The organism is Bacillus pseudomycoides DSM 12442, from assembly GCF_000161455.1.
In the GTDB taxonomy this organism is placed as follows: Bacteria; Bacillota; Bacilli; order Bacillales; family Bacillaceae_G; genus Bacillus_A; species Bacillus_A pseudomycoides.
This window is the reverse complement of the sequence record NZ_CM000745.1, coordinates 4,288,334-4,311,650: the sequence shown is the minus strand read 5'-3', so window position 1 is coordinate 4,311,650 and position 23,317 is coordinate 4,288,334. Positions and strand designations below refer to the sequence as shown.

General features: G+C 37.0%; 24 protein-coding genes and 2 other annotated features. Of the genes, 9 read left to right on the top strand and 15 right to left on the bottom strand.

The window, feature by feature from the left end; genetic code table 11:
* Window position 1: 1 nt before the first annotated feature.
* A complete protein-coding gene (locus BPMYX0001_RS22000; RefSeq protein WP_006096494.1) occupies window positions 2-2,383 on the bottom strand; it encodes a 3-hydroxyacyl-CoA dehydrogenase/enoyl-CoA hydratase family protein in 2,382 nt (793 codons plus the stop codon).
* Between the two features lie 237 nt (window positions 2,384-2,620).
* Between BPMYX0001_RS22000 and BPMYX0001_RS31370 the strand changes: the two genes are divergently transcribed.
* Window positions 2,621-2,767, top strand: a complete 147-nt coding sequence (locus BPMYX0001_RS31370; RefSeq protein ID WP_003201682.1) for a YuzL family protein — start codon at window positions 2,621-2,623, stop codon at window positions 2,765-2,767.
* A gap of 258 nt (window positions 2,768-3,025) precedes the next feature.
* The gene (locus BPMYX0001_RS21995; RefSeq protein WP_006096493.1) at window positions 3,026-3,865 is read left to right on the top strand and encodes a D-alanyl-D-alanine carboxypeptidase family protein; all 840 of its coding nucleotides are present in this window, start codon (window positions 3,026-3,028) and stop codon (window positions 3,863-3,865) included.
* Between the two features lie 23 nt (window positions 3,866-3,888).
* On the opposite strand, the gene BPMYX0001_RS21990 is transcribed toward BPMYX0001_RS21995, so the two are convergent.
* Window positions 3,889-4,806 (bottom strand): proline dehydrogenase family protein, encoded by a 918-nt coding sequence (locus BPMYX0001_RS21990; protein WP_003201679.1) that lies wholly within the window; start codon window positions 4,804-4,806, stop codon window positions 3,889-3,891.
* Between the two features lie 482 nt (window positions 4,807-5,288).
* Between BPMYX0001_RS21990 and BPMYX0001_RS21985 the strand changes: the two genes are divergently transcribed.
* On the top strand, window positions 5,289-5,834 hold the full coding sequence (locus BPMYX0001_RS21985; RefSeq protein WP_006096492.1) for a GNAT family N-acetyltransferase: 546 nt from the start codon (window positions 5,289-5,291) through the stop codon (window positions 5,832-5,834).
* 67 nt (window positions 5,835-5,901) lie between these two features.
* Here BPMYX0001_RS21985 and BPMYX0001_RS21980 read toward each other — a convergent pair whose 3' ends face one another.
* The gene (locus BPMYX0001_RS21980; protein WP_006096491.1) at window positions 5,902-6,147 is read right to left on the bottom strand and encodes a YusU family protein; all 246 of its coding nucleotides are present in this window, start codon (window positions 6,145-6,147) and stop codon (window positions 5,902-5,904) included.
* Window positions 6,148-6,261: 114 nt separating this feature from the next.
* Complete coding sequence (locus tag BPMYX0001_RS21975) at window positions 6,262-6,564, bottom strand: MTH1187 family thiamine-binding protein (RefSeq protein WP_001018864.1); 303 nt, start codon at window positions 6,562-6,564, stop codon at window positions 6,262-6,264.
* Window positions 6,565-6,761: 197 nt separating this feature from the next.
* Here BPMYX0001_RS21975 and BPMYX0001_RS21970 point away from each other — a divergent pair, with 197 nt between their 5' ends.
* Both BPMYX0001_RS21970 and BPMYX0001_RS21965 read left to right on the top strand, forming a co-directional pair.
* A complete protein-coding gene (locus BPMYX0001_RS21970) occupies window positions 6,762-7,397 on the top strand; it encodes a hypothetical protein (protein WP_033799225.1) in 636 nt (211 codons plus the stop codon).
* A gap of 133 nt (window positions 7,398-7,530) precedes the next feature.
* Window positions 7,531-8,289: a TrmB family transcriptional regulator gene (locus BPMYX0001_RS21965; RefSeq protein WP_006096488.1), complete on the top strand. Its 759-nt coding sequence runs from the start codon at window positions 7,531-7,533 to the stop codon at window positions 8,287-8,289.
* Window positions 8,290-8,312: 23 nt separating this feature from the next.
* On the opposite strand, the gene BPMYX0001_RS33310 is transcribed toward BPMYX0001_RS21965, so the two are convergent.
* From BPMYX0001_RS33310 to BPMYX0001_RS21940, 6 genes are all read right to left on the bottom strand, one after another.
* Entirely contained in the window at window positions 8,313-8,483 is a 171-nt protein-coding gene (locus BPMYX0001_RS33310) for a hypothetical protein (RefSeq protein WP_003209008.1), read from the bottom strand.
* Between the two features lie 79 nt (window positions 8,484-8,562).
* Window positions 8,563-9,735, bottom strand: coding sequence for an MFS transporter (locus tag BPMYX0001_RS21960; protein WP_029427618.1), 1,173 nt, complete (start codon window positions 9,733-9,735; stop codon window positions 8,563-8,565).
* Between the two features lie 163 nt (window positions 9,736-9,898).
* A complete protein-coding gene (locus BPMYX0001_RS21955) occupies window positions 9,899-11,212 on the bottom strand; it encodes an APC family permease (RefSeq protein ID WP_003209004.1) in 1,314 nt (437 codons plus the stop codon).
* A gap of 65 nt (window positions 11,213-11,277) precedes the next feature.
* Window positions 11,278-11,513, bottom strand: a binding site (T-box leader).
* Between the two features lie 391 nt (window positions 11,514-11,904).
* Complete coding sequence (locus tag BPMYX0001_RS21950) at window positions 11,905-12,711, bottom strand: hypothetical protein (protein ID WP_006096485.1); 807 nt, start codon at window positions 12,709-12,711, stop codon at window positions 11,905-11,907.
* A gap of 156 nt (window positions 12,712-12,867) precedes the next feature.
* Window positions 12,868-13,650 carry a membrane protein insertase YidC gene (locus BPMYX0001_RS21945; protein WP_006096484.1) on the bottom strand — a complete coding sequence of 261 codons (783 nt, stop codon included), beginning with the start codon at window positions 13,648-13,650 and terminating at the stop codon, window positions 12,868-12,870.
* Between the two features lie 28 nt (window positions 13,651-13,678).
* On the bottom strand, window positions 13,679-13,963 hold the full coding sequence (locus BPMYX0001_RS21940) for a hypothetical protein (RefSeq protein ID WP_018782757.1): 285 nt from the start codon (window positions 13,961-13,963) through the stop codon (window positions 13,679-13,681).
* Window positions 13,964-14,238: 275 nt separating this feature from the next.
* Between BPMYX0001_RS21940 and BPMYX0001_RS21935 the strand changes: the two genes are divergently transcribed.
* Together BPMYX0001_RS21935 and BPMYX0001_RS21930 are read left to right on the top strand one after the other, a co-directional pair.
* A complete protein-coding gene (locus tag BPMYX0001_RS21935) occupies window positions 14,239-15,132 on the top strand; it encodes a YitT family protein (protein ID WP_018765048.1) in 894 nt (297 codons plus the stop codon).
* A gap of 367 nt (window positions 15,133-15,499) precedes the next feature.
* Complete coding sequence (locus tag BPMYX0001_RS21930) at window positions 15,500-15,886, top strand: DUF3938 domain-containing protein (protein ID WP_018765049.1); 387 nt, start codon at window positions 15,500-15,502, stop codon at window positions 15,884-15,886.
* Between the two features lie 157 nt (window positions 15,887-16,043).
* Here BPMYX0001_RS21930 and BPMYX0001_RS21925 read toward each other — a convergent pair whose 3' ends face one another.
* The 4 genes from BPMYX0001_RS21925 to BPMYX0001_RS21910 form a co-directional block, all read right to left on the bottom strand.
* Entirely contained in the window at window positions 16,044-17,150 is a 1,107-nt protein-coding gene (locus tag BPMYX0001_RS21925) for a M50 family metallopeptidase (protein WP_006096480.1), read from the bottom strand.
* Window positions 17,150-17,863: a DUF3169 family protein gene (locus BPMYX0001_RS21920; RefSeq protein ID WP_033799223.1), complete on the bottom strand. Its 714-nt coding sequence runs from the start codon at window positions 17,861-17,863 to the stop codon at window positions 17,150-17,152. Before BPMYX0001_RS21920 ends, BPMYX0001_RS21925 begins: the two co-directional genes overlap by 1 nt.
* Window positions 17,853-18,074 carry a helix-turn-helix transcriptional regulator gene (locus BPMYX0001_RS21915; protein ID WP_006096477.1) on the bottom strand — a complete coding sequence of 74 codons (222 nt, stop codon included), beginning with the start codon at window positions 18,072-18,074 and terminating at the stop codon, window positions 17,853-17,855. Before BPMYX0001_RS21915 ends, BPMYX0001_RS21920 begins: the two co-directional genes overlap by 11 nt.
* Before the next feature lie 201 nt (window positions 18,075-18,275).
* Window positions 18,276-18,890 carry a DedA family protein gene (locus tag BPMYX0001_RS21910; RefSeq protein WP_003201786.1) on the bottom strand — a complete coding sequence of 205 codons (615 nt, stop codon included), beginning with the start codon at window positions 18,888-18,890 and terminating at the stop codon, window positions 18,276-18,278.
* Window positions 18,891-19,428: 538 nt separating this feature from the next.
* Here BPMYX0001_RS21910 and BPMYX0001_RS21905 point away from each other — a divergent pair.
* Window positions 19,429-20,331 carry an EamA family transporter gene (locus BPMYX0001_RS21905; protein WP_006096476.1) on the top strand — a complete coding sequence of 301 codons (903 nt, stop codon included), beginning with the start codon at window positions 19,429-19,431 and terminating at the stop codon, window positions 20,329-20,331.
* Between the two features lie 31 nt (window positions 20,332-20,362).
* On the opposite strand, the gene metG is transcribed toward BPMYX0001_RS21905, so the two are convergent.
* Window positions 20,363-21,991 carry a methionine--tRNA ligase gene (gene metG / locus BPMYX0001_RS21900; RefSeq protein WP_033799222.1) on the bottom strand — a complete coding sequence of 543 codons (1,629 nt, stop codon included), beginning with the start codon at window positions 21,989-21,991 and terminating at the stop codon, window positions 20,363-20,365.
* A 51-nt stretch (window positions 21,992-22,042) separates the two neighbouring features.
* Window positions 22,043-22,316, bottom strand: a binding site (T-box leader).
* Window positions 22,317-22,432: 116 nt separating this feature from the next.
* Between metG and BPMYX0001_RS21895 the strand changes: the two genes are divergently transcribed.
* The gene (locus BPMYX0001_RS21895; protein WP_006096473.1) at window positions 22,433-23,227 is read left to right on the top strand and encodes a class I SAM-dependent methyltransferase; all 795 of its coding nucleotides are present in this window, start codon (window positions 22,433-22,435) and stop codon (window positions 23,225-23,227) included.
* Window positions 23,228-23,317: the final 90 nt, after the last annotated feature.

The window sequence follows — 23,317 nt, the reverse complement described above, 5'->3', positions numbered from 1 at the left end:
ATTAGTTACGTAATGGCTTTCCTTTTACAAGCATGTGCTGCATTCTTGCTTGTGATTTCATCTCACTTACTAAACTGATAAATGCTTCACGTTCCACATCTAATAAATACTGCTCATCAACTTCTGTTCCGTATGGTACTTTTCCGCCGGCAATGACATATGCGAGCTTTTTCGCAATGTGTAAATCATACTCGGAAATATAACCAGATAAATGCATTGCTTCAGCTCCAAGTAAAAGCGTTGCATATCCTGTCTCACCAACAACCGGTATCTTTTTACGAATCGGTGCTTTGTAACCCGCTTCATATAAAGCCAGTGCTTTTTGTTTTGCATCATATAGTAAGTGATCACCATTCACACTAATACCATCTTTATCGCCTAAGAAGTTGCGAGAAACAGCCTCTTGCGCTGATGTAGATACTTTTGCCATCGCAACTGATTCGAACACTTTATTCGCAACCTTTTGCAGGTCAAACTCCACACCGTTTGCCATTTTGTTTAAATGTTTAATATATAGTTCTTTGTTACCGCCACCGCCAGGGATTAAACCAACGCCGACTTCTACTAATCCCATGTACGTTTCGCTAGAAGCTTGAATGCTAGCTGCTGGTAAGCAAACTTCTGTACCGCCACCAAGCGTCATACCATATGGCGCTGCAACGACTGGCTTAGAGCTGTATTTAATTTTCATCATTGCGTCTTGGAAGTTTTTCACGACCCACTCAATTTCAAAGTAGTTGTCATCTTGTGCTTCCATTAAGATCATCGCAAGGTTTGCACCAACGCAGAAGTTCTTCGATTGGTTTCCGATAACAAGTCCTTTATAATTCTTTTCTACTTCGTCAACAGCGTAATTAATCATTTGCGTAATATCCATACCAATCGCATTGCTCTTCGAATGGAATTCTAAGCAAAGGATGCCATCACCTAAATCAATTAAGCTCGCTCCGCTGTTTTTCTTTAACACGCCATTTTTCTCTTTTAATTGCTTAAGAGAAATTGCTTTTTTATTACGTCGGATAAGCTTATATTCACCGTTATCGTAGTAATAGCTTTCACCATTATCATGTTTATAGAAAGAACCAAATCCTTTCTCTAACATGTCTTTTACCCACACAGGAACAACTTGGCCGTTCTCTTCCATCTTTTGAATGGATTTTTCTACGCCAATTGCATCCCAAACTTCAAATGGACCTTGCTCCCAGCCAAATCCCCATTTCATCGCTTGATCAATTGCGACAATATCATCTGCGATTTCTTTATGAAGCTTCGCAGAATATAAAAGAGTTGGCGTGATAATATTCCATAATAGCTCTCCTGCACGATCCTTCGCATATACAAGCGCTTTCAATTTGTTCGCTAGTCCTTTTTCTTGTTTACTTAACTCTACGGATGCGGCTTTTAATTTCTTACGCGCTTCATATTCCATCGTCTCAGGATTTAACTCTAAAATTTCTTTTCCTTGTTTTAAGAAGAAACCTTGACCTGTTTTACTTCCAAGCCATTTTTTATCTAGCATGTCATGCATGAAAGCTGGTACTTTAAATACATCTCTTTCTTCTTCCTGCACGTTTTCATATACATTGTTCGCAACATGAACAAATGTATCTAACCCAACAACATCTAACGTACGGAACGTTGCACTCTTTGGACGACCGATTAATGGGCCTGTTACAGAATCAACTTCCCCAACGCTATAGCCACGCTTGATCATTTCTTGCAACGTTACAAGTAAACCGTACGTACCGATGCGGTTCCCAATAAAGTTTGGTGTATCTTTCGCAATAACAACGCCTTTTCCAAGAACGTCTTCGCCAAATAATTTCATGAAGTTTAACACTTGTGGATCTGTTTCTTTTGTCGGTATAATCTCTAGAAGTTTTAAATATCGTGGTGGGTTAAAGAAATGCGTTCCTAGGAAATGTTTTTGAAAGTCATCTGAACGCCCTTCTGCCATTTTCTCAACGGAAATACCTGATGTATTTGAGCTCACAATAGAGCCAGCTTTACGAACAGCATCTACTTTTTCAAATAGTTTCTTTTTAACATCTAAGTTTTCAACAACAACTTCGATAATCCAATCTACATCAGCAAGGCGCTCAATGTCATCCTCTAAGTTTCCTGCCTCAATCAATGCCAGATTACCTTTCACTGTAAGAGGAGCTGGCTTTTGCTTTACTAATTTTTGCAGTGCCCCGTTACTAAAACGATTTCTCACACTTTTATGTTCTAATGTAAGCCCCTTCGCTTCCTCTTCTTTCGTAAGCGCCTGTGGTACAATATCAAGCAATAATGTTGGTATACCGATATTGGCTAAATGTGCAGCAATCCCTGAGCCCATTACGCCAGAACCGAGAACAGCAGCCTTTTTAATTTGGAACATCCATTTCTCCCCCTATTCTTGAATGAATGCTCATTCAATTTTTCGACATGCGTCGCAATCAATGAGTGAGCCTCTACTAATAAATATATGATACTGTTTAAATTTTCGCAATATATTTATTGATAAAATTTTCTGAAATAAATACTTTTCTTTTGTTTGGGTACTCTATAATTGTGTATTTTCTTGATAAAATACGCTTTTCCCTTTTTAGAATTTGACAAAAATGGAGGAATATATATGGCTAGACTTAAGAAAGACCCTTCAAAAGCAGGTGTTAGTGCAGCGAGTGTAACAGGAAATGCAGGTCCAGTTGATCGCGGCATCGAAAAAGGACGCCAAGGTAATAACCAGCAATACAAAAAGCACAACATGGGCGAAAAATAACGCTATATGCGCTTGTTCAAAAAGGAGGATAAAGAGAGCCGAGCAGTTCGAGGCGCGGAAGCCGGGAGGATACGGAGTGTAGGTGGAACTACATGAGTACCGGACTGGCGACGTAACGAAGAAATGCGACAGCTATCTTTACCGGACTTTTTGAACTTCCTCTATATTTTTGGGCAGAAAACGTGGCATAATGAGTATTGGGCTGCTTTTCTGCCCAATTTATTTGTACATAAGGAAAGACAAAAGAGGGACTGCATAATGAAACGAACAATAATCATGATTGTGATGATTGCTACACTATTTACAAGTATGATTTTCTTTTCTTACACAAAAAGGCAAAAAGACGTAAGAAGTAATCAGCCTGATATCACAGGAAAATATGGTGTTACAATCGATGCAAATACGGGGGAAGTTTTGTACGGAAAACGGGAAGAAGAACGTTCTTATCCAGCAAGTGTAGCCAAAATGATGACAACCATTCTGTTACTAGAGAATGTAAAAGAAGATGAGGAAATTACTATCACAGAAAATGCGATAAAAACGGAAAGTCAGAGTGCGAAAATTAAGCTTCGTGCTGGTGAAAAATTAAAAAGAGACGAGGCATTAAAACTGATGCTTATCATCAGTGCCGATCCAATTGCTGAGTCTATCGCAGAACATATTGCAGGATCAAAAGAGAAGTTTGTAAAAATGATGAATGCAAGAGCGAAAGAACTCGGAACAAAACATGCAACTTTCAAAAATGCGAGCGGGGCTGACGCACTCGGCAATAAGGTTTCCCCTTATGACATCGCAATCATTACAAAAGAAGCATTAAAATATCCGATTGTGCTAGAATATATGAACACAACGCGTACAACATTGCATACTTCACAGCGCGCTCCCAAAATTGCAAACTATGGTCGTGAAGAACTTTACAATGATCCATATGCAATTGGAAGTAAAAGTGGTTTATCCGCTTTAGGACAATATACTGTCGTAACAGTCGATGAAAAAGATGGAAAGCGTGTTATTAACGTTGTACTTTCTTCTACTCGCACTCAGTTATATCCAGACACAAAAAAAATGGCACATTACGCATTTAAACAATTAAAATAACCAAGGAGTATTTAGCTCCTTGGTTATTTTTTGACCATTCCTTTTAAAACGAACGCAACGTTTGCTGGACGTTCAGCTAAGCGGCGCATGAAATAACCATACCAGTCATTTCCATATGGTACATAAACACGCATTTTGTAGCCTTCTTTAACAAGTTCAAGTTGACGTTCCGTACGAATACCATATAACATTTGGAATTCAAATTGATCACGTGAAATATTATATTCTTCGGCAAGTTTCTTCGTATATTCAATAATTGCCTCATCGTGTGAAGCAATAGCAGTATAATTTCCATTTAATAAGTGCATTTTAATAATTTTTTTATAATTTTCATCTACATCTTTTTTGTCCGGGAATGCCACTTCTTCTGGTTCTTTATAAGCCCCTTTTACAAGACGTAAATTAGGACTATATGCATTTAAATCTTCGATGTCTTTTTCTGTACGATATAGGTAAGCTTGAATAACAGTACCGATATTATCGTATTCAGATTTTAATTGCTTAAAGATCTCAATTGTTTTTCCGCAGCGTGTATAGTCTTCCATATCAATCGTAACAAACACACCGTTTTCTTTTGCAGCCTCTAAAATGCGGCGCATATTATTCATTACGATTTCATCTGAGATGTCTAACCCCATAGAAGTCATTTTTAAAGAAAGCTGTGAATCAAGTTTTTCACGTCCAATTGCACGGATTGCTTCAATCGATTGGCTTGCCATTTCATTTGCTTCTGCTTCATTATCAACGAACTCACCTAAATAATCGATTGTCACACAAAGCCCTTGTTGATTTAATTGTTTAATAGCTGCAGCAGCTAAATCAATTGTCTCCCCTGCGACAAAGCGCCCTGCACCAAAGCGTAAACCGTACTTCTTAGCCAGTTTTGTTAGCGCTTTATTTTTTGACAAGAAAAGAAACGAATTTCGCATTAATTGTTCCATGTAATTCACCCCTATGACTGTACTTTGTCTGTTTTTTACCCCTCTTCAAAATTATATCACTCTTTAAAATTATTTGATACAAATAATTATTTAGATAATTTATAAAATACTATAAAAATATTCAAAAGCCCATATTCTCGCTTTTAAATATCCATAAAAATTTTTCGACATTTAAAATAAAACTAGAAAAACAGGTGAACAACTAGTCTAAAATAAAAATTCGACAATACTCGTCATACCTCTTACTTCTCTTTATAAGTTATACAAAGATATTAATACGACTAAAAATGAATACAAATATAAAATCCTGAGGTACTTAGTTCTCTCCCATAGAAAATCAAGTGCAAAAGGTAGGGGGGATTTCTGTTGAAATAAGTATAGAAAGTGTAAAAACATAGAATCCCGGTTTCATTGAAAGGTACTATCCCTGCATAGTATATAAAATTTTACCCGGATGGAAAACACGTATTGGAGTGTGAAAAATGCCAGAAAGAATGAATGTACAACAAATTCGAATTGAGCCTTGGAACAATGCTAATCTTACTTTACTTCGTCTTATGAATGTACCTGAGATGCTAGAATACTTAGGAGGACCTGAGACTGAAGAACAACTACTTGCTCGTCACGAGCGGTATCTTAAGATTAGTGAGCTGGGAACTGGACGTATGTTTAGCATTGTCCTTCTTCCGCAACTCGAAATTATTGGTAGTGTAGGATATTGGGACAGCTACCGGAAAGAAGAGAACGTATACGAAATTGGCTGGAGCGTCCTACCACCGTTTCAAGGAAGAGGAATAGCAACAAAGGCCGTCGAAAAAGCTATCGCTCATGCTAAAACAGAACAAAGGTACAGATTCATTCATGCTTTTCCCGCCATCAATAATCCTGCTTCAAACGCTATTTGCCAAAAGCTCAACTTCTTATTTATTAATGAGTGTGACTTCGAGTATCCGCCAGGGAGTGTCATACGATGCAATAATTGGTGTTTAGAGATAACTACGAAACCATCAAACAATTCCTCTATATGAATTAAAAGCTTGGGGCCTATTGATCCCCAAGCTTTTTTGTAAAAAATCACAAAATGGTTTCTCCTTCTTATTTCTGATTACGATGTTCCTCATTTAACCTTTTAATATCAGAGATTAACTTTACCATCTCTTCTTTTGCCTCTGGATATGTCTCATTCCAATGCTTGACTAAAGCTGGCATTGTTTTAGCAATGTAAGAGTACAGTGCCCACTTTTGCACTTGTTCTTTTCTCTCTTCACTGCCTTCCCCTAGTAACAATTCTGTATACTTTTCAAGTAAGCCATCAAACTGCTCATTAAATTTGTCACTCATTTCCCTTTCCTCCTTCCCTAGGTACTACAATCAATAATAAAAAAGTGTACCATGGATACACTTTTCTTACCTAATTTACCCATACAAAAAAGCAGCAAAAATCGCTGCTTTCTCCTATAATTTCGAACGAACAGAATTTAATTTTTTCTCCATTGTGCTTTCTTTATCTCGGCGATCATCAATACGAATTGTTGTCGCTACACGCTTTGCACCTTTTGTATATGGCACTTCATGCATTTGTTGAATTACTTCAAGTAATACAGGGAGATCTCCTTCAATTACTGTATTCATCGGTGTTAATTGGTACTTCACGCGATCCGCGTTTTTCTCTAACACTTTTTGTACTTCTGCTACATATTCACTTACGCTTGGATTACCTGTTCCAACTGGAATAATCGATACATCAACAATTGCCATGGTAGTTCCCTCCTATGTTTGTTTCATTTCTATTGTACAAAACTCTCCCCTACTTTACTAACCATAACTATACTTTTAATTTATTTTTCATAATATACTTATCCTCTGTAATCCTTTTCCACTGGTTGTGCATATATTGGTGTTATCCTTTTAAGAACCACCATAATCAACTTATCCTTTTGAAAGGAAGTGGACAATTGAAAAAGTTACTTCTCACTTTATTAGCCATTCCCCTCTTATTTGGAACAACAGCTTGTGACTTATGGCAGAAGGATCCAAAACCAGTAGAAAAGCCTGATCCAAAGCCGAAACCCGATCCAGCACCGACTCCAACTCCGACTCCACCACCTAATCCAACTCCAACTCCAATTCCGCCTCCTAATCCAACTCCGCCTCCAGCTTCAGTAGATACGGCTCAAGTCATACAAAAACTGGTAAATTCAATTAACTCAGTTGGAAATTCAAATGGCATTAACGTAAGCAGCATTAAACTCTTTACTGAAACAGCACAAATCGCAACATATAACGGAATCTTTAATACTAAATTTGGATTAGGCGTTTCCATTTATAAAGCAACTGGCGGTATCGCTGCTGTTGCTATCGCTGGATCCGGTACATCTAAAGAACAAATTGACGCCTTTTATTCCACAATAAAGACTGTCATTCGTTCTATTGACTCAGCTCTAAGTGAGCAAGACATGAACACTATTCTAGAACAACTTGGTTCGAAAGATTATTTTCAAACAAAGCAATTCTCAACTCGAGCAATTAACGGTACATTAACTGTTACTGAAAACAATGGCGCACTTATGTTCAAGGCGGTTCATAATTAAACATACAACAAAGAATAGAGTCTATGTATGATGACTCTATTTTTTCTTTTTCCTGATTAAAAAGTGAAGTACTTGTGTAAATGCTTATACTTCTTTATTCTTAGTATAGAATCTAACTTGTTCGGAGGGCATTATGTTACAAAAATTCGGTTTCTCACAATACGAAAGCCAGGCATATGAAGTCGTAGTTTCAAGCGATGAACCACTAGATGCAACAACGATTGTAAAACATTCGGGTGTTCCAAAAGCAAAAATATATGAAGTATTAGCGCGCCTCATCGACAAAGGAATGGTTATGGATTCCGTCTCAGAAAAGAAAAAGCTATATACCGCCCTGCCACTGGATCTTGCCATTCAAAAATTAACGACAGAATTTCAATCGAATATTAAAGAACTTCAAACAAATATTTCAAAACGATCCTTTACAGATGACCGCGTTTGGAGCTTAAAAATGCAGTCTTCTATTCAAGTACAAAGTAAGCAGTTAGTAGAAGAAGCGAAACAATCTATCCGTATTTCCGCTTGGAATGATACCTTTTTAGAATATCTTCCCTTACTTGAGAAACAAGCAAAGCAAGGCATTGATATTGAAGCACTTGTAGTTGGAGATGTGAAAACAGAACTGTCAAATGTTCATTTTCTCATTCCAACTGAAGAACCTAACGCATTAGAACGTTACTTACTTCTTATTGTTGATGATCGTGAAATTTTATTTGCTGGGGTAGAGCAAGAATCGTGGCAAGCGATGAAAACAATGTCTCCGCCATTCGTAAAATTCTTTACGGAGTTCTTCTATCATGATGTTGCACTTGCAAAAATTACACAGAAACATCACGATCTCTTTATGAATGATGAGGAAATACGCAGCATTTTAATAAAGTTACGATATTAAAAATAGCAAAGGAGCTCTCTTTGCTATTTTTCATTTTGCTTTTTTATTTCAGTTAATAACTCAATAATCTTCTCATTTTGCTGAACCTGTTTCTCAGAATTATGGTAGAGGAAGCGAATCCATCGTAGTACAAAAGCAATCAGAAAAACTGGTAACACCATCGCAAAAAAGCCAATCGCCGATTCCAAATCCATATACCATCACTCCTCACCCTGTACCCTTCTATATCATAATGGTAAACCCTTCAATTCACTTCAAACAAAAAAGAATCTATCAAACGATAGATTCCTTCTTTGCCACATGAGTAGATTGCCCTCTCGTAATCGAGAAGACCGCGCAAAGCAGTGCTAAAATCACAAAGCCTCCGCCTACCCATGCATTATATATAACCGACGATTGTTCAATAACAGCTCCGCCTACCGTTGAACCAAGTGCAATTCCTAAATGAAGCGCTGAGTTGTTTAAGCTTTGCTGAATACCAGCTGATTCCGGTGCAATTTCAATTAAATAATTTTGCTGCGCTGGTGAAATTGCCCAGCTTAACATACTCCAAAGCCCCATCATGATAATAAATAGCGGAAATGAAAATGTCATCATCGGTAAGATAAAGATGGCACATGCAAAGATGATAATAATGGAGATAATACTTTTCTTCGAGCCCCACTTATCTGCAAGCCAACCACCAAATCCGCCGCCGATTACTGCTGCAATGCCGAAAATAAAGTAAAATACGCTAATCCAGTTTGCTTCCACATGCATCACGTCTTTTAAAAAGGGTGTTAAATATGCGTACAGTGTTAAATGCCCTGTTAAAAATAAGAATGATGTTAACTGCGCACTCACAATCTTTTTATCTTTCAAAGTAGCAATTTGTTCTCTTATCGACAATACAGCTACTGGTGGAACTTTTGTTAAGAATAAAGAAATACTCGCAATTGCTATAACCGTTAATACCGAAATTAAAACAAATGGAGCCCGCCATCCGTATGCATTCCCAAGGACAAGACCGAGTGGTACACCAAGTACAAGCGACCCGCTAATCCCCATAAAAATAATTCCGATTGCACGCGCACGAAAATGCGGTGCCACCACACTAGAAGCTAACGTTACTGACAATGCGATAATCAACGACCCACTTGCTGCACAAATGACCCTTGAGAACATGAGCATCCCGTAATTCAAACTAAATGCTGAAATGATATTACCAATTAAAAAAATAGATAATGCCCTGATATATAATGTTTTACGCTCAATTTTCCCTGTCATCGCTAATAAAATTGGCCCTGAAAGAGCAAATACAACAGAGAATATTGTAATTAATTGCCCAGCTACACTAATAGATACGCCTAAATCATTTGCTACTAAATCCAGCGTACCCCCAATAATTAATTCAACCGTCCCGACTACGAATGCCGCAATAGCTAAAATATATACACGAAAATTCAAGTTTTTCCCCACACTTTCTCTCGTTCACTTTTGGTTACTACAATCATAGTAACCAAAATGACATTTGCAATCAAGTGTAAATTCTCCTGCACACACCCGGAAATTTTTTACAAACAAAAGAGCAGACATATCATATGCCCGCTCTTTTCACTATCCCTATTCTTTAAGACTGCGTTTCTTTTTTCTTATTTAAATACCAATAAACCGGAAGACCTGTAAATACCATTCCAATCGATAAGAAACAGCTTTTCCAATCATTAATAATCGCACTTCCAATTACGAATAGTGATCCTAAAATCGCCACGATTGGTACGATCGGGAATAGTGGTACACTGTATGCACGTTCTTTCCCTTCATTACGTTTTCGTAAAATAAAGACGCCGATAAATGTCATCACATAGAAAATATAAATAATAAATACGGAAATCTCGGAAAGCTTATTTGGATCACTCATAATCATTAAAATAATCCCTAATATAATTTCAAAAGTAATCGCATTTGCTGGTGTTTTAAATTTTTCATGTGCCTTTGCAATAAACTTAGAAAATGGAAGTTGTCCACGTTCCGCCATTGACATTGGAATACGCGGAAATGTTAAAATCTTTCCGTTTAAGCATCCAAAAATAGAAATGATAATACCGATACTAATGATTTTCCCGCCATATTCTCCAAGCAACATACTTGCTGCTGTCGCTGTCGCATTTTCACCAAGATCCACGATTTTCGCAGCTGGTAATACTTTCAGTAGAGCTAAGTTAATTAATACGTAAGCAACTGTTACAATTAAAATCCCCACTGTCATTGCCTTTGGTAATAACTTTGTTGGATTCTTCATTTCACCGCCAATAGAAGCAAGTAAAATCCAGCCATCGTAAGCAAATAAAGTTGCTAAAATTGCCATTCCAATACTTTGGTTTTCTGATAATGGTACAACTACATTAAAGATATCGCTATTCCCTTTCCAAAAACCTAACACAACAATTAATACAATTGGAATCATCTTTCCGAATGTCGTAATTGTTTGGACAATCCCCCCATACTTCGTTCCCATACTATTAACAACACCAAGGAACACAACTGTTCCAATTGCAATTGGTAAATTCCATACTTTATCTAAATAGAAAAAGTTAATCATTAAAGAGCTAAAATATAAACCTAATGTTCCAATAATAGCTGGGCCGTATACAATTGTTTGCATCCAGCCGGATAAATACCCCCAAAAGCTCCCATAAATCTCCTCTAAATACGTGTACAATCCACCGTTTTTCGGAATTTGCGCTCCAATTTCAGCTACAGTTAAACCGCTAGCTAGCGTTAACAAGCCACCTACTACCCAAGCGAGAATTGCCATATTCGAACTCCCTGAGTAATCTAATACGCTTCCTGGCTTCATAAATACACCAGACCCAATAATAGTCCCCACAACGATAGATAGTGCTACAGTTAAACCAATTTTGTTTTTCTCATCATGATGCATGCTGCGTATCCTCCTTCCAATTCTAGTGTGATGCAAAAATAAAATAAAAAAACACTCCTCCCTAAAAAAGGGACGAGTGTTGTATTCGTGGTTCCACCCTTGTTTCATCAGTAAAATAACATACTTCACCAATTCCTCAAGTCTAGATAACGGTGTTTGCCGGCAAGCAATTACTAATTGTTCGTTCACTGCTGCAGTTCAGAGGTGGTAATCTATTTTTCCGTATTAGGAAGCTCACAGCCAAAGACTTCCCTCTCTGAGAATCGTAAAAAATCGATCGTGTCCTCATCATCACTTCTTGATGTCGAATTTTGTAGTTAATGTTCATTATATTGAATTTTTCAAAAAAATCAAGAGTGTTTATATATATATATCATATGAACAATTTTTTTCTTAAAATTTTCTACAAGCTTCATAAACGCTCATTTCATAATTATTTTAAAACTTTTTTAATCCTAATATAATAATCCCCATCTATCTTCCTCGTATGGTGCCCTACTGCCCAATGCCGAATAAATTCTTTCTGGTATAGAAATCATTTGCATAATGAAAAAGGCCAAACTTCTCCAGTGGGAGAAGTTTGGCCTCAAATAAATCCTATACACAGTCTCTTTCATTTCACCATCCGAAAGACCGTTCTATTAAAAGTCTTCTTATCTTCTGTATTTTAATCAATTATTCGCTTGCTCCCATTAATCCTTGATTGGAAATTTAACGTTAAGCTCCGCTAATTGCTCTTTTGCCTTTTTCATGATAGCTTTCGCTTTTTCCTTTGTCGCATCATCAAGGTTTGCAAACATTTCTTCTCGTTTCCCTTTTTCAGGAAGCTTCACACCTAGTTCTACCAATTGCTCTTTTGCTTGTTCATGAGTTAATGTTCCTGCTTTTTTCTGCTCTATAATCGCTTTCGCTTTTTCTTTCGTCGCCTCATCAAGGTTAGCGAACATTTCTCCTCGTTTCCCTTTTTCAGGAAGTTTCACACCTAGTTCTGCTAATTGCTCTTTTGCTTGTTCATGAGTTAATGTTCCTGCTTTTTCTTTCTTCATAATCGCTTTCGCTTTTTCTTTCGCCTGATCATCCAGGTTAGCAAACATCTCTTCTCGTTTCCCTTTTTCAGGAAGCTTCACACCTAGCTCAGCCAATTTCTCTTTTACTTGTTCATGTGTTAATGTACCAGACTTTTTCTGCTCCATGATTGCTTTTACCTTTTCTTTTGCCTGATCATCCAGGTTAGCAAACATTTCTCCTCGTTTCCCTTTTTCAGGAAGTTTCACACCTAGTTCTGCTAATTGCTTTTTCGCCTCCTGCATGATCGTTTGCACTTTTTGTTTCGTTGCTTCATCCAAGTTTTGATACGAAGTCCCTTTCTTAGTTTGTTCTGTGGCTTGTGTAGAATTGTCTGTGCTAGCTGCAGCAAAAGCAGGGATACCTGCCCCTCCCATAATTCCTAGTGATAAAGCTCCTGCAGCTACTACATACCCAATTGTTTTCTTCTTCATATGAAAATTCCTCCTTCATTTCATATCAAATAACTTTCTAAAACTTGTACACCTTCGTATACAATTCACATAGTAAATTGGTTTTCTTAATTTTTCCTTAACCATTAGATAAACTTCAACAAATCAATAAAAGCCGCTCAATTGAGCGGCTTTCTTCTATGCATTTTGTAATTGTCCTTCTTCACGATCCATTACTTTTCTAAGCACAATTGTTTGTAGCATTGTAAATATGTTACCTGTAATCCAGTACAATACAAGTCCTGATGGTGCCGCAAATCCCATAAATAAAATCATTGCTGGCATCATGAACTGTTGCACTTTCAGCATTTGAACTTGCTCTCCAGGTGTCACATTTGACTGCATAACCTTCATTTGAATAAATGTTGCTAGCGCTGCAAGAATCGGTAAAATATGATATGGATCTGCATGTCCTAAGTTTACCCATAAAAATGAAGATGTACGAATCTCTTCAGTCCTGCTAATCGCATAATACAATGCTGAAAAAATCGGCATTTGTATTAGAAGTGGCAAGCAACCAGCCAAAGGATTCCAACCGCCTGTTTTCATTAGTTCTGACATTTCTTTTTGATATTGTTTTTGCTTTTCAATATCTTTGCTTACATTACCATGCTTTTCTTTCAACTTCTGAATCTGTGGCTGCATTTTTTTCATTTTCATTTGACTACGATATTGCGAAACAGCTAATGGAATCATTGCTGAACGAATCACAAGCGTAATGATAATAATTGCAATACCGAAGCTTCCGCCAGGTACATGATGAGCAACAAATTGAAGCATAAGCGAGATTGGATAAACAAAATAGTGATCCCAAACCCCCGTACTATGTGCATCAATTGGTGCCGTACTGCTACAACCAGATAAAACAAAAACAAGTAATAATGATAAACTAACGAGCACAGCTCGGTATGATTTTAACATGTTCATTCCTCCAATGTTTCGTAATTAGTTAGCGAAACATTGGTAAATATGGACCGACCTCATCACTCTCTCCGCTCGATTCTTGTCTGCGAACCGACCGAACCATTCCATATTTATAGAAGATGGAAAAAAGCGGAGTATTTCCTATATGTTCTTCACATATATCAACGAATGCGAAAGCTCTTTGTCTACCGCTTGATGTTTGTTGGCGTACAAAGCGAGAAACATTAGCGAGAAAATAGACTTCTAATAAACAGAATGCTGTCGTTACAAAAGTTATATATAGAATTGCATCTTGCAATAAAAATTCCATCGCTTCACATCCTTAATAAGCTCATTTTAGCACATTCTCCAAACGTTCTCTATTTCCTTTTATTTTCAAATAAATGTTTTGCATATTTTCTCACAAAAATGATACAGAAAACCATTGTATTCGTTTTCTTTAGTATATTCACACATATAACTGAATAGGTTTGATTTTTTAGAAATTTATAAAATTTTCTTATTATAATAAAACGGTTGCCAGTTTTTGAAAAAAGCATTATTCTCTTCTTGTAATCAAAAATGAATATGGAGATGAAACATACTATGGGTCAATTAGGAGACGCCGATTACGTTCCCGACACCGCCTTTTTATCCTTCCCAGCAGCTAGAACATTTCATTTAGAATTTGTAATACAATTGATTGTTATTTTTATAGCTTCCATTTTGTATGCTATTTCAATGAATATGTTTTTTATCCCGCATAATATGATTAGCGGTGGTTTCGCTGGAGTTGGGATGATTATCGGTTATTTAATGCATTATAATATCGGTGCACTTATCTTTTTACTAAATATCCCTCTTCTCATTTTAAGTCACTTTTACTTAGGAAAGAAGACAACCTTTTTAACAGCGTATTTCGTGGCTGTATCATCACTTGCCATGAACATTATCCCAGTACATCAAGTATCAGATGATATTTTACTTTCTTCTGTATTTGGTGGGGTCATCTGTGGTGCAGCCTCAGGGATTATATTCCGATTTGCTTCTTCAACAGGTGGTTTTGATGTTGTTGGATTGATTGTAGCGAAATATAAAGACATTTCGATTGGTGCTATTATTTTTGGCTTCAACTTAATCTTACTTGTTGTCGCTGGCTTTATTTTCGGATGGGATATTACACTGTACACATTAATTAGTCGTTTTGTTGTCAGCAAAGTAATTGATGCTGTACATACAAAACACATTAAATTAACGATAATGACAATTACAGAAAAAGGCGAGGAAATTAAAAGCGCACTACTGCATCACGGCATACGTGGTGTAACGATGGTAGACGCTGTCGGCGGCTATACCAACCATAAGAAAAAAATGATTTACACTGTCGTAACCCGTTACGAATTAGGAGAAATAAAGCGTATCATTCGTCATGTAGACAATCATGCGTTTATGAATATTACAGAAACCGTTGAAATCGTTGGACGTTTCAAACGTATATAAGAAGGCGCAAGGAATTCGAATTCCTTGCGCTTTTATTTTTACACTCATTTTAAAATCAGATAATTCTATTATTATTATTAAGCTAAATATGTTATAATACAATAAGACTCACAAAAAAGAATGTATAGACTTGGGAGTTTCTCTTACTTGTATAAGCAAAAAGAAACGAGAAATCGGGTATATCTCAAGTGCAAGTTTACGTAATAACGAATCATTTTCGCATCATACAAGAAATGGTTCAAAGTGACCAATTATCTTAATTATTCTTCATTACTCTAAAAAAGATACGTACAACTAAAATTTACTTCTATTACTATACCTACCTTTTTGACTTCCAAATCATCTTATTACATAAGGAGATGAACATATGAATCAACATATACGGTACATGGTAGCTGTCCTGTTTGCTCTTATCGGCGGCATGATTTGCTTCTGGACAAACATTCAGCTTGGAGAACATATCATTTTTAATGGAATCGAATCACTTGTAAGCGCTTCAATATTAGGCGGATACATTTTCTTCCTCTTTAATCCAGAAGAAAATGCTCAAAAAACAATGTTATTAACAATGATCGGAATCGTTGGAGGATGTATTTCCTTCTCAATGACGAATTACACATTACCATTACAATTAAGCTCAGCTTTCTTCCACGGTCTTTGGACTTGGTTTATCGCATTTTGCTTAGCAGATGTGTTTAACCTATTACAAGATCCTGAAGAAGAAAATGGTCGAGGGATCGAGAGCAACTCTTAATACAAAAGAGGCTGGAAGATGAATCTTCCAGCCTCTTTTTGCAATATATCGACCGTTCCACAAAATACGACAAGCCTTGATCCTCACCATTCACTATATCAAGCTATATAAAATTATATATAGGAAAGAGGATATCTTACTCAGTGTAAGATATCCCCTAGATTACGAGTTTCTTTTGCAAAAGCTGGAACCATTCTCGTTCTAATTGTAAATAACCGACTCCACTCTTTTCAGCATTCTTTAACTCACTTTCTGCCTTCTTCATATATGTATGAAAGGATTCCGCATCCTTCTCTAAATATTTTAAGATTGCATGTGTACGGTAATACCCATGCGGGTCCAATTTTGTTATAGCCTTCGCGTGCTGCTTCATATCTTGTAAAGAAACATCGTCCATATCATATAGCACTTTATATAACAAATACCAGCTATGAAAACCACCAACAAAATATTTATTTTCTTTTGTAACAGGTATTTGTAAAACCTGTTCTAGGCAAACGATCCCTGTTTCCATTCCTTCTCTATCACATCGCGAATAAAACGTGAGCATAAGATCACTCAGTACTTCTCTTACCTCTTCATCGCCCTTTATTTTTTCTTCACTTATTTCTACTAACTTTTCGTCCCAATCTTTTGGCCGCTTGAAGCTCCACAACTCGCTAGATACTTGAATACTATGTAAATGCTGCTGCGCCGTTTCATCACCTTTAATTAAGATTAAAAATTGTTTGCCATCACTAAGCATAATTCCCTTCATTGGAATCACTGTAGCTAAAAAGATTGCTAAATGTAATACAGAAAAATATAAAAGAAATTGGTAGTAGCTCACCATGTATACATAACCAGCTAACAAACCGCACACCAAACTTGTTATCGGTCCACCTAGCGTCATCCATGCCCATTTCTTTGAAAGATTTGGTGTATGTATAGACGGAGGTAACAACATAGCTACGCCTCCAAAATACAACCACAATTTATTTTCTCTTATCCGTATTTTCTCTCCCTCTTTTTGGATAGTAATAGGGCCTGCTACCATAAATTTAAACTTCAAACCATTTAGCAGACCAAAAATAACATGCCCAAGTTCATGAATTGCAAGAACAAGTACTCCAATAAGCAGTACTCCCCATATTTCCATAAACCCTTGCATTTTTTCTGGTCTGATCCATCCATATATAACTGAACAAACAAAAGCAATAACTATAGAAAAAGCTGGCCTTTTCAAAATATCCACCTTGTTTCTCCCCTCAGTAATCTTTAACATTAATAAATCATTTTCTTATGCATTTCATACATGTATTTCCCAATATGCAATACCCATACAAATGAAATCATACCAATAAAGAAGAAACCTTCTCCCGTCCAAAGCGTATAAATAATCGCAGCCAACCATACGCATACAAGAACAATATTTGTAGATTGATAAGCTCGATACCCTGCTTCATGAACGATGTGAGTTTGTCCTTCATCTGCATTTTTTGCCCACATCTCAAGTGATTGTGAATATGTTACGCTCTGTTCTGGATACAGTGCGTTGTATCGATTTTTCATAATAACGCCTAATAAGATAACGACAATGATCCCTACTGAAGATGCAATTACATTTCCAACTTCAAATAATGACATTGTATTTGTTATATAAGAGCGATAGCAAGATATGTATGCATAAACTCCCCAAGACGGTATAATGATTTCACTTGCACGTAAATAAATTAATTGTGCTCCTAACCGTCTACCTAGAATGCTTTCCTCTTCATCACGTAATTTATTTAAGAAACGTGTCGTTTTCCAAATTCGATACATAATCCCTACGGCAAATAAAATAAGCGCAATGATTACTAAATAACTAGGCGCAGGTACTATTCTTCGTCCGGGTACAAAAGCATCCGCTAATATAAAACCAACACCAAAACCACCCATCATAGCCATTAAAATCTTCAAAATCGTAAACAAATTCCCTTTCTTTTTACTTCTCATCGTCCTTTTCCCCCTCTACTAATGTAAATATCTCCTCCACCGGTACTTCAAAAACATGCGCAATCTTCAGCGACAAAACAATTGAAGGCGCATAATCTCCGCGCTCAATTAAGCTAATCGTCTGCCGTGATGAATCAATTACTTTCCCTAAATCACCCTGTGACATTCGATGCTTTGCTCGAAATTCTCTCACTCGATTTTGAAGCTTCATATTCGACCTCTTTTTCGTTTATTTAATTAAAATTGTAAATAATATCCTCATAGTTGTCAATTATCATTGTCATTTTGACATTAATGTATGTCAAAATGACTCTATAAAACAAACTTTTACATGAAACTTAAAAGGAAAATAAAAAAGGCAGTGCCTATCAGCACTACCTCTTCCAATTTCCGACATAGAATGGATTCCATATTAATTTGCACTTTGTACAAATACGCGTTTTAATTGTTTGCGGAAACGAACTCCTAACGTAATTGCTACAATAACAATCACTCCAAAGATAATTTTCCCAATGTGTTGTCCAAGTACTCCAAATATATCATGTAAGTTTCCACCTAACCAATAGCCACCGATTAAGAAGAAAGATACCCAGAATAGAGCACCAGAGTAAATCGTTATAGCAAAGCGACGGAATGGTAAATTAATAATGCCTGCAAAGTATCCAGTAAAATGGCGTACACCTGGAATAAAGAATCCGATAAAAATAAGGAAGTATCCATATTTATCAAACCACATTCTCGTTAAATCAATTTTTCTTTGCGTTAAAAACACATACTTCCCATACTTCTGTACGAACGGCATACCAAGTTTATTACCTAAAAAGTACTGAATTGTCATCCCAACACTCGTTCCAATACATGATAAGATAATTAAAAGTGGTAATTGTAAATCCCCTTGATGCGCCAAAAAACCCGCGTATGCTAGTGTTGGCTCTCCCGGAAACGGAAGCGCAATATACTCTAACAGCAACCCTACAAGTACTACATAGTAACCGTATTGCTGAAATAATTCATGAATCCATTCCATGTCGATCTCTCCTTTTCTCTCTTATCTACAGCATCTATCACGTTCAAACTGTTACTATTATTGTATAAAAAAATTGTCGAAATAACTATCACAATAGCTTACATTTAGATTACATTTTTGTAAGGGAAATACTAAAATACCCCATATTCATGCAAATTCTCCTAATATCTATTATATATTTTCAAATTTTTTCATTTCTCCTTTATTATATACAAAAAAATTGCGTTTTTCTCTCATTTTCGCGTAGTTAACTTTTAGAAATTCACTTATCCTTATTTTAGAAGATACGCGCAACTCTTCTCACATGTGATTTCTAAAAAAACACACAAAACTTGCGGAAAGAATTACATCTACTTTATATTGAAAATGTAAAAGAGATTGCTATAAACTAGAGTCATAGTCATTATCAAATGTTTTATATCCAAACTCACACACGATTGTGAGTGGCGGAATTTTGTAGAGTTTTCACTCTGTTTCGTTCGCCCGCTGTCCTGAATTGGACAGCGGGCGTTTTTTATTTGTCGAAGGAGGATTTTTTATGGAGAAATTTAAGTTTTCATTATTAGTTTTATTTGGCGCCTGCAGCTACGGCGTACTTTCTACAATTTTCAAACTTGGCTTTATGAACGGGTTTTCTGCACATGAGTTACTAGGTGGACAATATGTATTTGGTTGGGTGGGACTTTTATTGCTCGTTCTTTTCTTCTCGCGTCATAAAGTCTCGAAAAAACAAGCATTGACCTTATTAGCTGTCGGAACAACAATGAGCATGACCGGGATTTTCTACGCGATTTCTGTAGAAGAATTACCTGCTTCCATCGCTGTTGTTCTACTCTTTCAATTTACCTGGATTGGAGTAGTCATTGAAGCAGTCGCTAACAAGACATTACCAAGCCGCGAAAAGGTAATATCTATTATTATTTTATTTGCCGGAACATTATTTGCAGGCGGTGTGTTTGAAGGGCTTGGTCAAAACTTCTCTACAAAGGGTATTATCTTTGGACTATTAGCCGCTGTCTCTTTTTCCTTTTATGTCTTTGCAAGTGGCCGCGTTGCTACAAATGTACCACCCTATACAAAAAGCTTCCTTATGACAACAAGTGCTACACTTATTGTGTGTTTATTCTTTCCACCAACCTTTTTAATGGATGGTGCCTTGCAAGCTGGATTATGGAAGTACGCTTTCTTCCTTGGATTCTTCGGTGTTGTTGTACCGGTAATTTGCTTCTCCATCGGTGTACCAAAGGTCGGCATAGGATTGGGAACCATTTTAGGTGCTGCAGAACTACCAACAGCAATCATTGCTTCTATCACTCTTGTTCATGAAGTCGTATCACCGATGCAATGGCTCGGCATTGTTTGCATATTGCTTGGTATTTTTACACCACAAATTTTGACTGCACGGAAGGAGAAGAAAAAGAGCATAGAGCATAGCGCCTAAAAAAAGAGCACATCATGTGCTCTTTTTACTTTCATGCTCCATATAACCTTTCTACCTCTTTTTCAATTTGTTTTATATCAATTCTTTCAAATAAAGGCTGTACATGACTTATCCGCTCTGGCAATATATTTTCACATTTCCAGCCCGTATTCGTAATCGCTAGCATATTCCGTACCCTTTCACTTGAAAACGGTAAAAACGGCTCCAGTAACTGCGCAAAATTCACAATAAAATATACACAGGTGTAAATCGTCTCTTCGCAAGCAACAGGCTCTTCCTCCCTTTGCTTCCAAGGCGCCTGCTCATCAAAATATTTATTCGCAAAGCGTACCGTTTCAAAGATTGTTTCTACTGCTACTTTAAAATGAGCCTGCTCAATTGCATTTCCTACACTACGATATAATTCCTCTATTCTTTCTTTTAGCTCTAGATTTATATGCCCTTTTGGTACCGCACCGTCATAATATTTCTCAATAAACTTTAATGTACGATTTACAAAGTTCCCATATGCGCCTAGTAACTCACTGTTATGGCTATAAATAAATTCGCGCCAAGAAAAATCGGTGTCGCGATTTTCTGGTGCATTAATCGTTAAGAAATAACGAATCGAATCTGGATCATACCGCTCTAATATATCCGGTACCCATACTGCCCAGTTTTTACTTGTCGATAACTTTCGTTTCTCAACAGTTAAATATTCATTGGAAACGATATGACGTGGAATTGCCTTTTCTCCTATCCCAAGTAATACAGCTGGCCAAATAATAGAATGGAACGGGATATTATCCTTCCCATGAACATAGTACGTCTTCGCGCTGCTACTCCAGAACTCCCCATCATCTTCGCCCATTTCTTCAGCCCATCGTTTACTCGCTGAATAATAACCAGCAACAGCTTCAATCCACACATAAATTTTCTTATCCTCATATCCCTTAACTGGAATTGGCACTCCAATTGGTAAATCACGTGATACAGCCCGGTCCTGTAATCCTTCTTCTAAGTAACGCTCTGTTAATTGAATTGCATTATCACGCCATGCTCCTTCTCGTTTTGCAACTGCTACGGCATCTTTAATCTGCGGCTGAAATTTATGCAAGGCAAAATAGAAATGCTCCGTTTCCTTAACTGCTGGCGTATTTCCACACAGCTTACATTTCTTTTCTAATAAATCGAGTGGATCTAAAATAGCTGAGCATGCATCACATTGATCCCCACGTGCTGGTTCATGGCAATGTGGACACCCCCCCTCCACATAGCGATCCGGTAAAAATTGTGTACACGTTTCGCAATATGCTTGCTCAACTGTCTTTTTATAAATAAATCCTTCTTCTAACAAACGTAAGAAAATCTTCTGTACCGTTTCATGATGATGCTGTGCATCTGTACGCGTATAACAATCATACGTAAAACCAAGCTCCTTAAAACATCGCTCAAATTCCTCATGATAATAGTCTGCAATTTCTTTTGCAGTAACCCCTTCTTGTTTTGCCCGAATAGCAATCGGAGTTCCATTACAATCGCTTCCTGATACGTAAAGAACATTTTCACCTTTCGTTCTATAATAGCGAGCTAAAATATCCCCAGGTAATAAACCCGCAACATGCCCAAGATGTAAAGAACCATTCGCATACGGCCAAGCTCCACCAATAAAAGTACTCATCATCTATTCCTCCTTTTAAATATAAAAAGCCCCACCCCTATCTTCTAAAAAGATAAGGGCGGGGCTGTATAAACAGTCGCGGTACCACCTTATTTCGTCAGCTATTCACACAACTGACCTCGTCAAGTACGGAGCAATATTACGCTCTTATACTGTGGTTTTGATAACGAGAACCAACTCTCGTCGCCGCCTACTATTATCATCTGATAAGTTCAGGACGCAGCTCAAAGGCCATTGTTCAAATGAACATTCTTGCTTCTTCTCAGCTCCCGAAGCTCTCTGGAAAGAATGGTTTCATTCTACTTTTCCTTTTCAATGCTTTTCATATATAACACGTATTTTACGATTAAAATACAGAAAAATCAAACTTTTTATAAAAGAAAACAGGAAATAAATAATCCCTTCCGAATATATACATGTTTAAAGAAAGGAGCGATCTCATTGAATCAAAAACAATTAAGCACAATTAATAAGCAAAGTTGGAACGCTGCTGCCTATGAGGCGTGGACCAATCGGCACGGTACACCCAAGGAATATGCAAAGAAATTATTACAAGATCCAGCCCATGAAGTATCCTATTACTTACCTTACATAGAGAATATACAGGAAAAACGCATCATAAATTTACTTGGTTCGAAAGGAAATAAAGCTGTGGCATTCGCATTATTAGGTGCTGACGTAACAGTTGTAGATATTTCTGAAAGCAATGCCAAATATGCAAATGAGCTAGCGGATGCTGCAGGAACCTCTATTACATATATTGTTTCTGATGTACTAGACATTTCTCCTTCCAAAACATTCGATGTTGTTTTATTGGAGCTAGGTGTACTCCACTATTTTTTAGATCTTCAGCCACTCTTTAAATTAATCACTGGGCTGCTAAAAGACGGTGGCACTTTCATACTTCGGGATTATCATCCTCTCTATACAAAGTTAGTAGCGATAGATCATGAAATGTTCCAGGCAAACGGGAATTATTTTTATGAAGAGATTATTGAAGATAACGTTGCTTATAGCAGTCTACTGGATAAAACGCAGCGAGACCTACTACCAAAAACGAAGATTCGTCGCTGGACGTTAGGAGAAATTATTACAGAGATTGCTAAAGCAAACTTACGAATTGAAGAACTTATTGAGGAGCGTGGTCCACACCAGCGCTGGGTCTTCCCTTCCTCTGCTCCAGAAGGTATTGAAAATAGAGTCCCTGGACTTTACACATTAATTGCTACAACATAACACAAAAAAGGATCCCTTCACGGATAGGATCCTTTTTGCATGCTTAACGTATATAAGTTGAGGTTGGAGATTACCATAATTCTGTAGAAT

Coding starts and splice junctions, on each gene's coding strand:
- BPMYX0001_RS22000 (WP_006096494.1), bottom strand. CDS start 2,383: ATGTTCCAAATTAAAAAGGCTGCTGTTCTCGGTTCTGGCGTAATGGGC.
- BPMYX0001_RS33310 (WP_003209008.1), bottom strand. CDS start 8,483: ATGGATTTGGAATCGGCGATTGGCTTTTTTGCGATGGTGTTACCAGTT.
- BPMYX0001_RS21980 (WP_006096491.1), bottom strand. CDS start 6,147: ATGAGTGACAAATTTAATGAGCAGTTTGATGGCTTACTTGAAAAGTAT.
- BPMYX0001_RS21945 (WP_006096484.1), bottom strand. CDS start 13,650: ATGTTAAAATCATACCGAGCTGTGCTCGTTAGTTTATCATTATTACTT.
- BPMYX0001_RS21950 (WP_006096485.1), bottom strand. CDS start 12,711: ATGAAGAAGAAAACAATTGGGTATGTAGTAGCTGCAGGAGCTTTATCA.
- BPMYX0001_RS21920 (WP_033799223.1), bottom strand. CDS start 17,863: ATGAGAAGTAAAAAGAAAGGGAATTTGTTTACGATTTTGAAGATTTTA.
- BPMYX0001_RS21985 (WP_006096492.1), top strand. CDS start 5,289: ATGCCAGAAAGAATGAATGTACAACAAATTCGAATTGAGCCTTGGAAC.
- BPMYX0001_RS21930 (WP_018765049.1), top strand. CDS start 15,500: ATGAATCAACATATACGGTACATGGTAGCTGTCCTGTTTGCTCTTATC.
- BPMYX0001_RS21940 (WP_018782757.1), bottom strand. CDS start 13,963: ATGGAATTTTTATTGCAAGATGCAATTCTATATATAACTTTTGTAACG.
- BPMYX0001_RS21915 (WP_006096477.1), bottom strand. CDS start 18,074: ATGAAGCTTCAAAATCGAGTGAGAGAATTTCGAGCAAAGCATCGAATG.
- BPMYX0001_RS21910 (WP_003201786.1), bottom strand. CDS start 18,890: ATGGAATGGATTCATGAATTATTTCAGCAATACGGTTACTATGTAGTA.
- BPMYX0001_RS21955 (WP_003209004.1), bottom strand. CDS start 11,212: ATGCATCATGATGAGAAAAACAAAATTGGTTTAACTGTAGCACTATCT.
- BPMYX0001_RS21935 (WP_018765048.1), top strand. CDS start 14,239: ATGGGTCAATTAGGAGACGCCGATTACGTTCCCGACACCGCCTTTTTA.
- metG (WP_033799222.1), bottom strand. CDS start 21,991: ATGAGTACTTTTATTGGTGGAGCTTGGCCGTATGCGAATGGTTCTTTA.
- BPMYX0001_RS21925 (WP_006096480.1), bottom strand. CDS start 17,150: ATGTTAAAGATTACTGAGGGGAGAAACAAGGTGGATATTTTGAAAAGG.
- BPMYX0001_RS31370 (WP_003201682.1), top strand. CDS start 2,621: ATGGCTAGACTTAAGAAAGACCCTTCAAAAGCAGGTGTTAGTGCAGCG.
- BPMYX0001_RS21965 (WP_006096488.1), top strand. CDS start 7,531: ATGTTACAAAAATTCGGTTTCTCACAATACGAAAGCCAGGCATATGAA.
- BPMYX0001_RS21995 (WP_006096493.1), top strand. CDS start 3,026: ATGAAACGAACAATAATCATGATTGTGATGATTGCTACACTATTTACA.
- BPMYX0001_RS21990 (WP_003201679.1), bottom strand. CDS start 4,806: ATGGAACAATTAATGCGAAATTCGTTTCTTTTCTTGTCAAAAAATAAA.
- BPMYX0001_RS21905 (WP_006096476.1), top strand. CDS start 19,429: ATGGAGAAATTTAAGTTTTCATTATTAGTTTTATTTGGCGCCTGCAGC.
- BPMYX0001_RS21975 (WP_001018864.1), bottom strand. CDS start 6,564: ATGGCAATTGTTGATGTATCGATTATTCCAGTTGGAACAGGTAATCCA.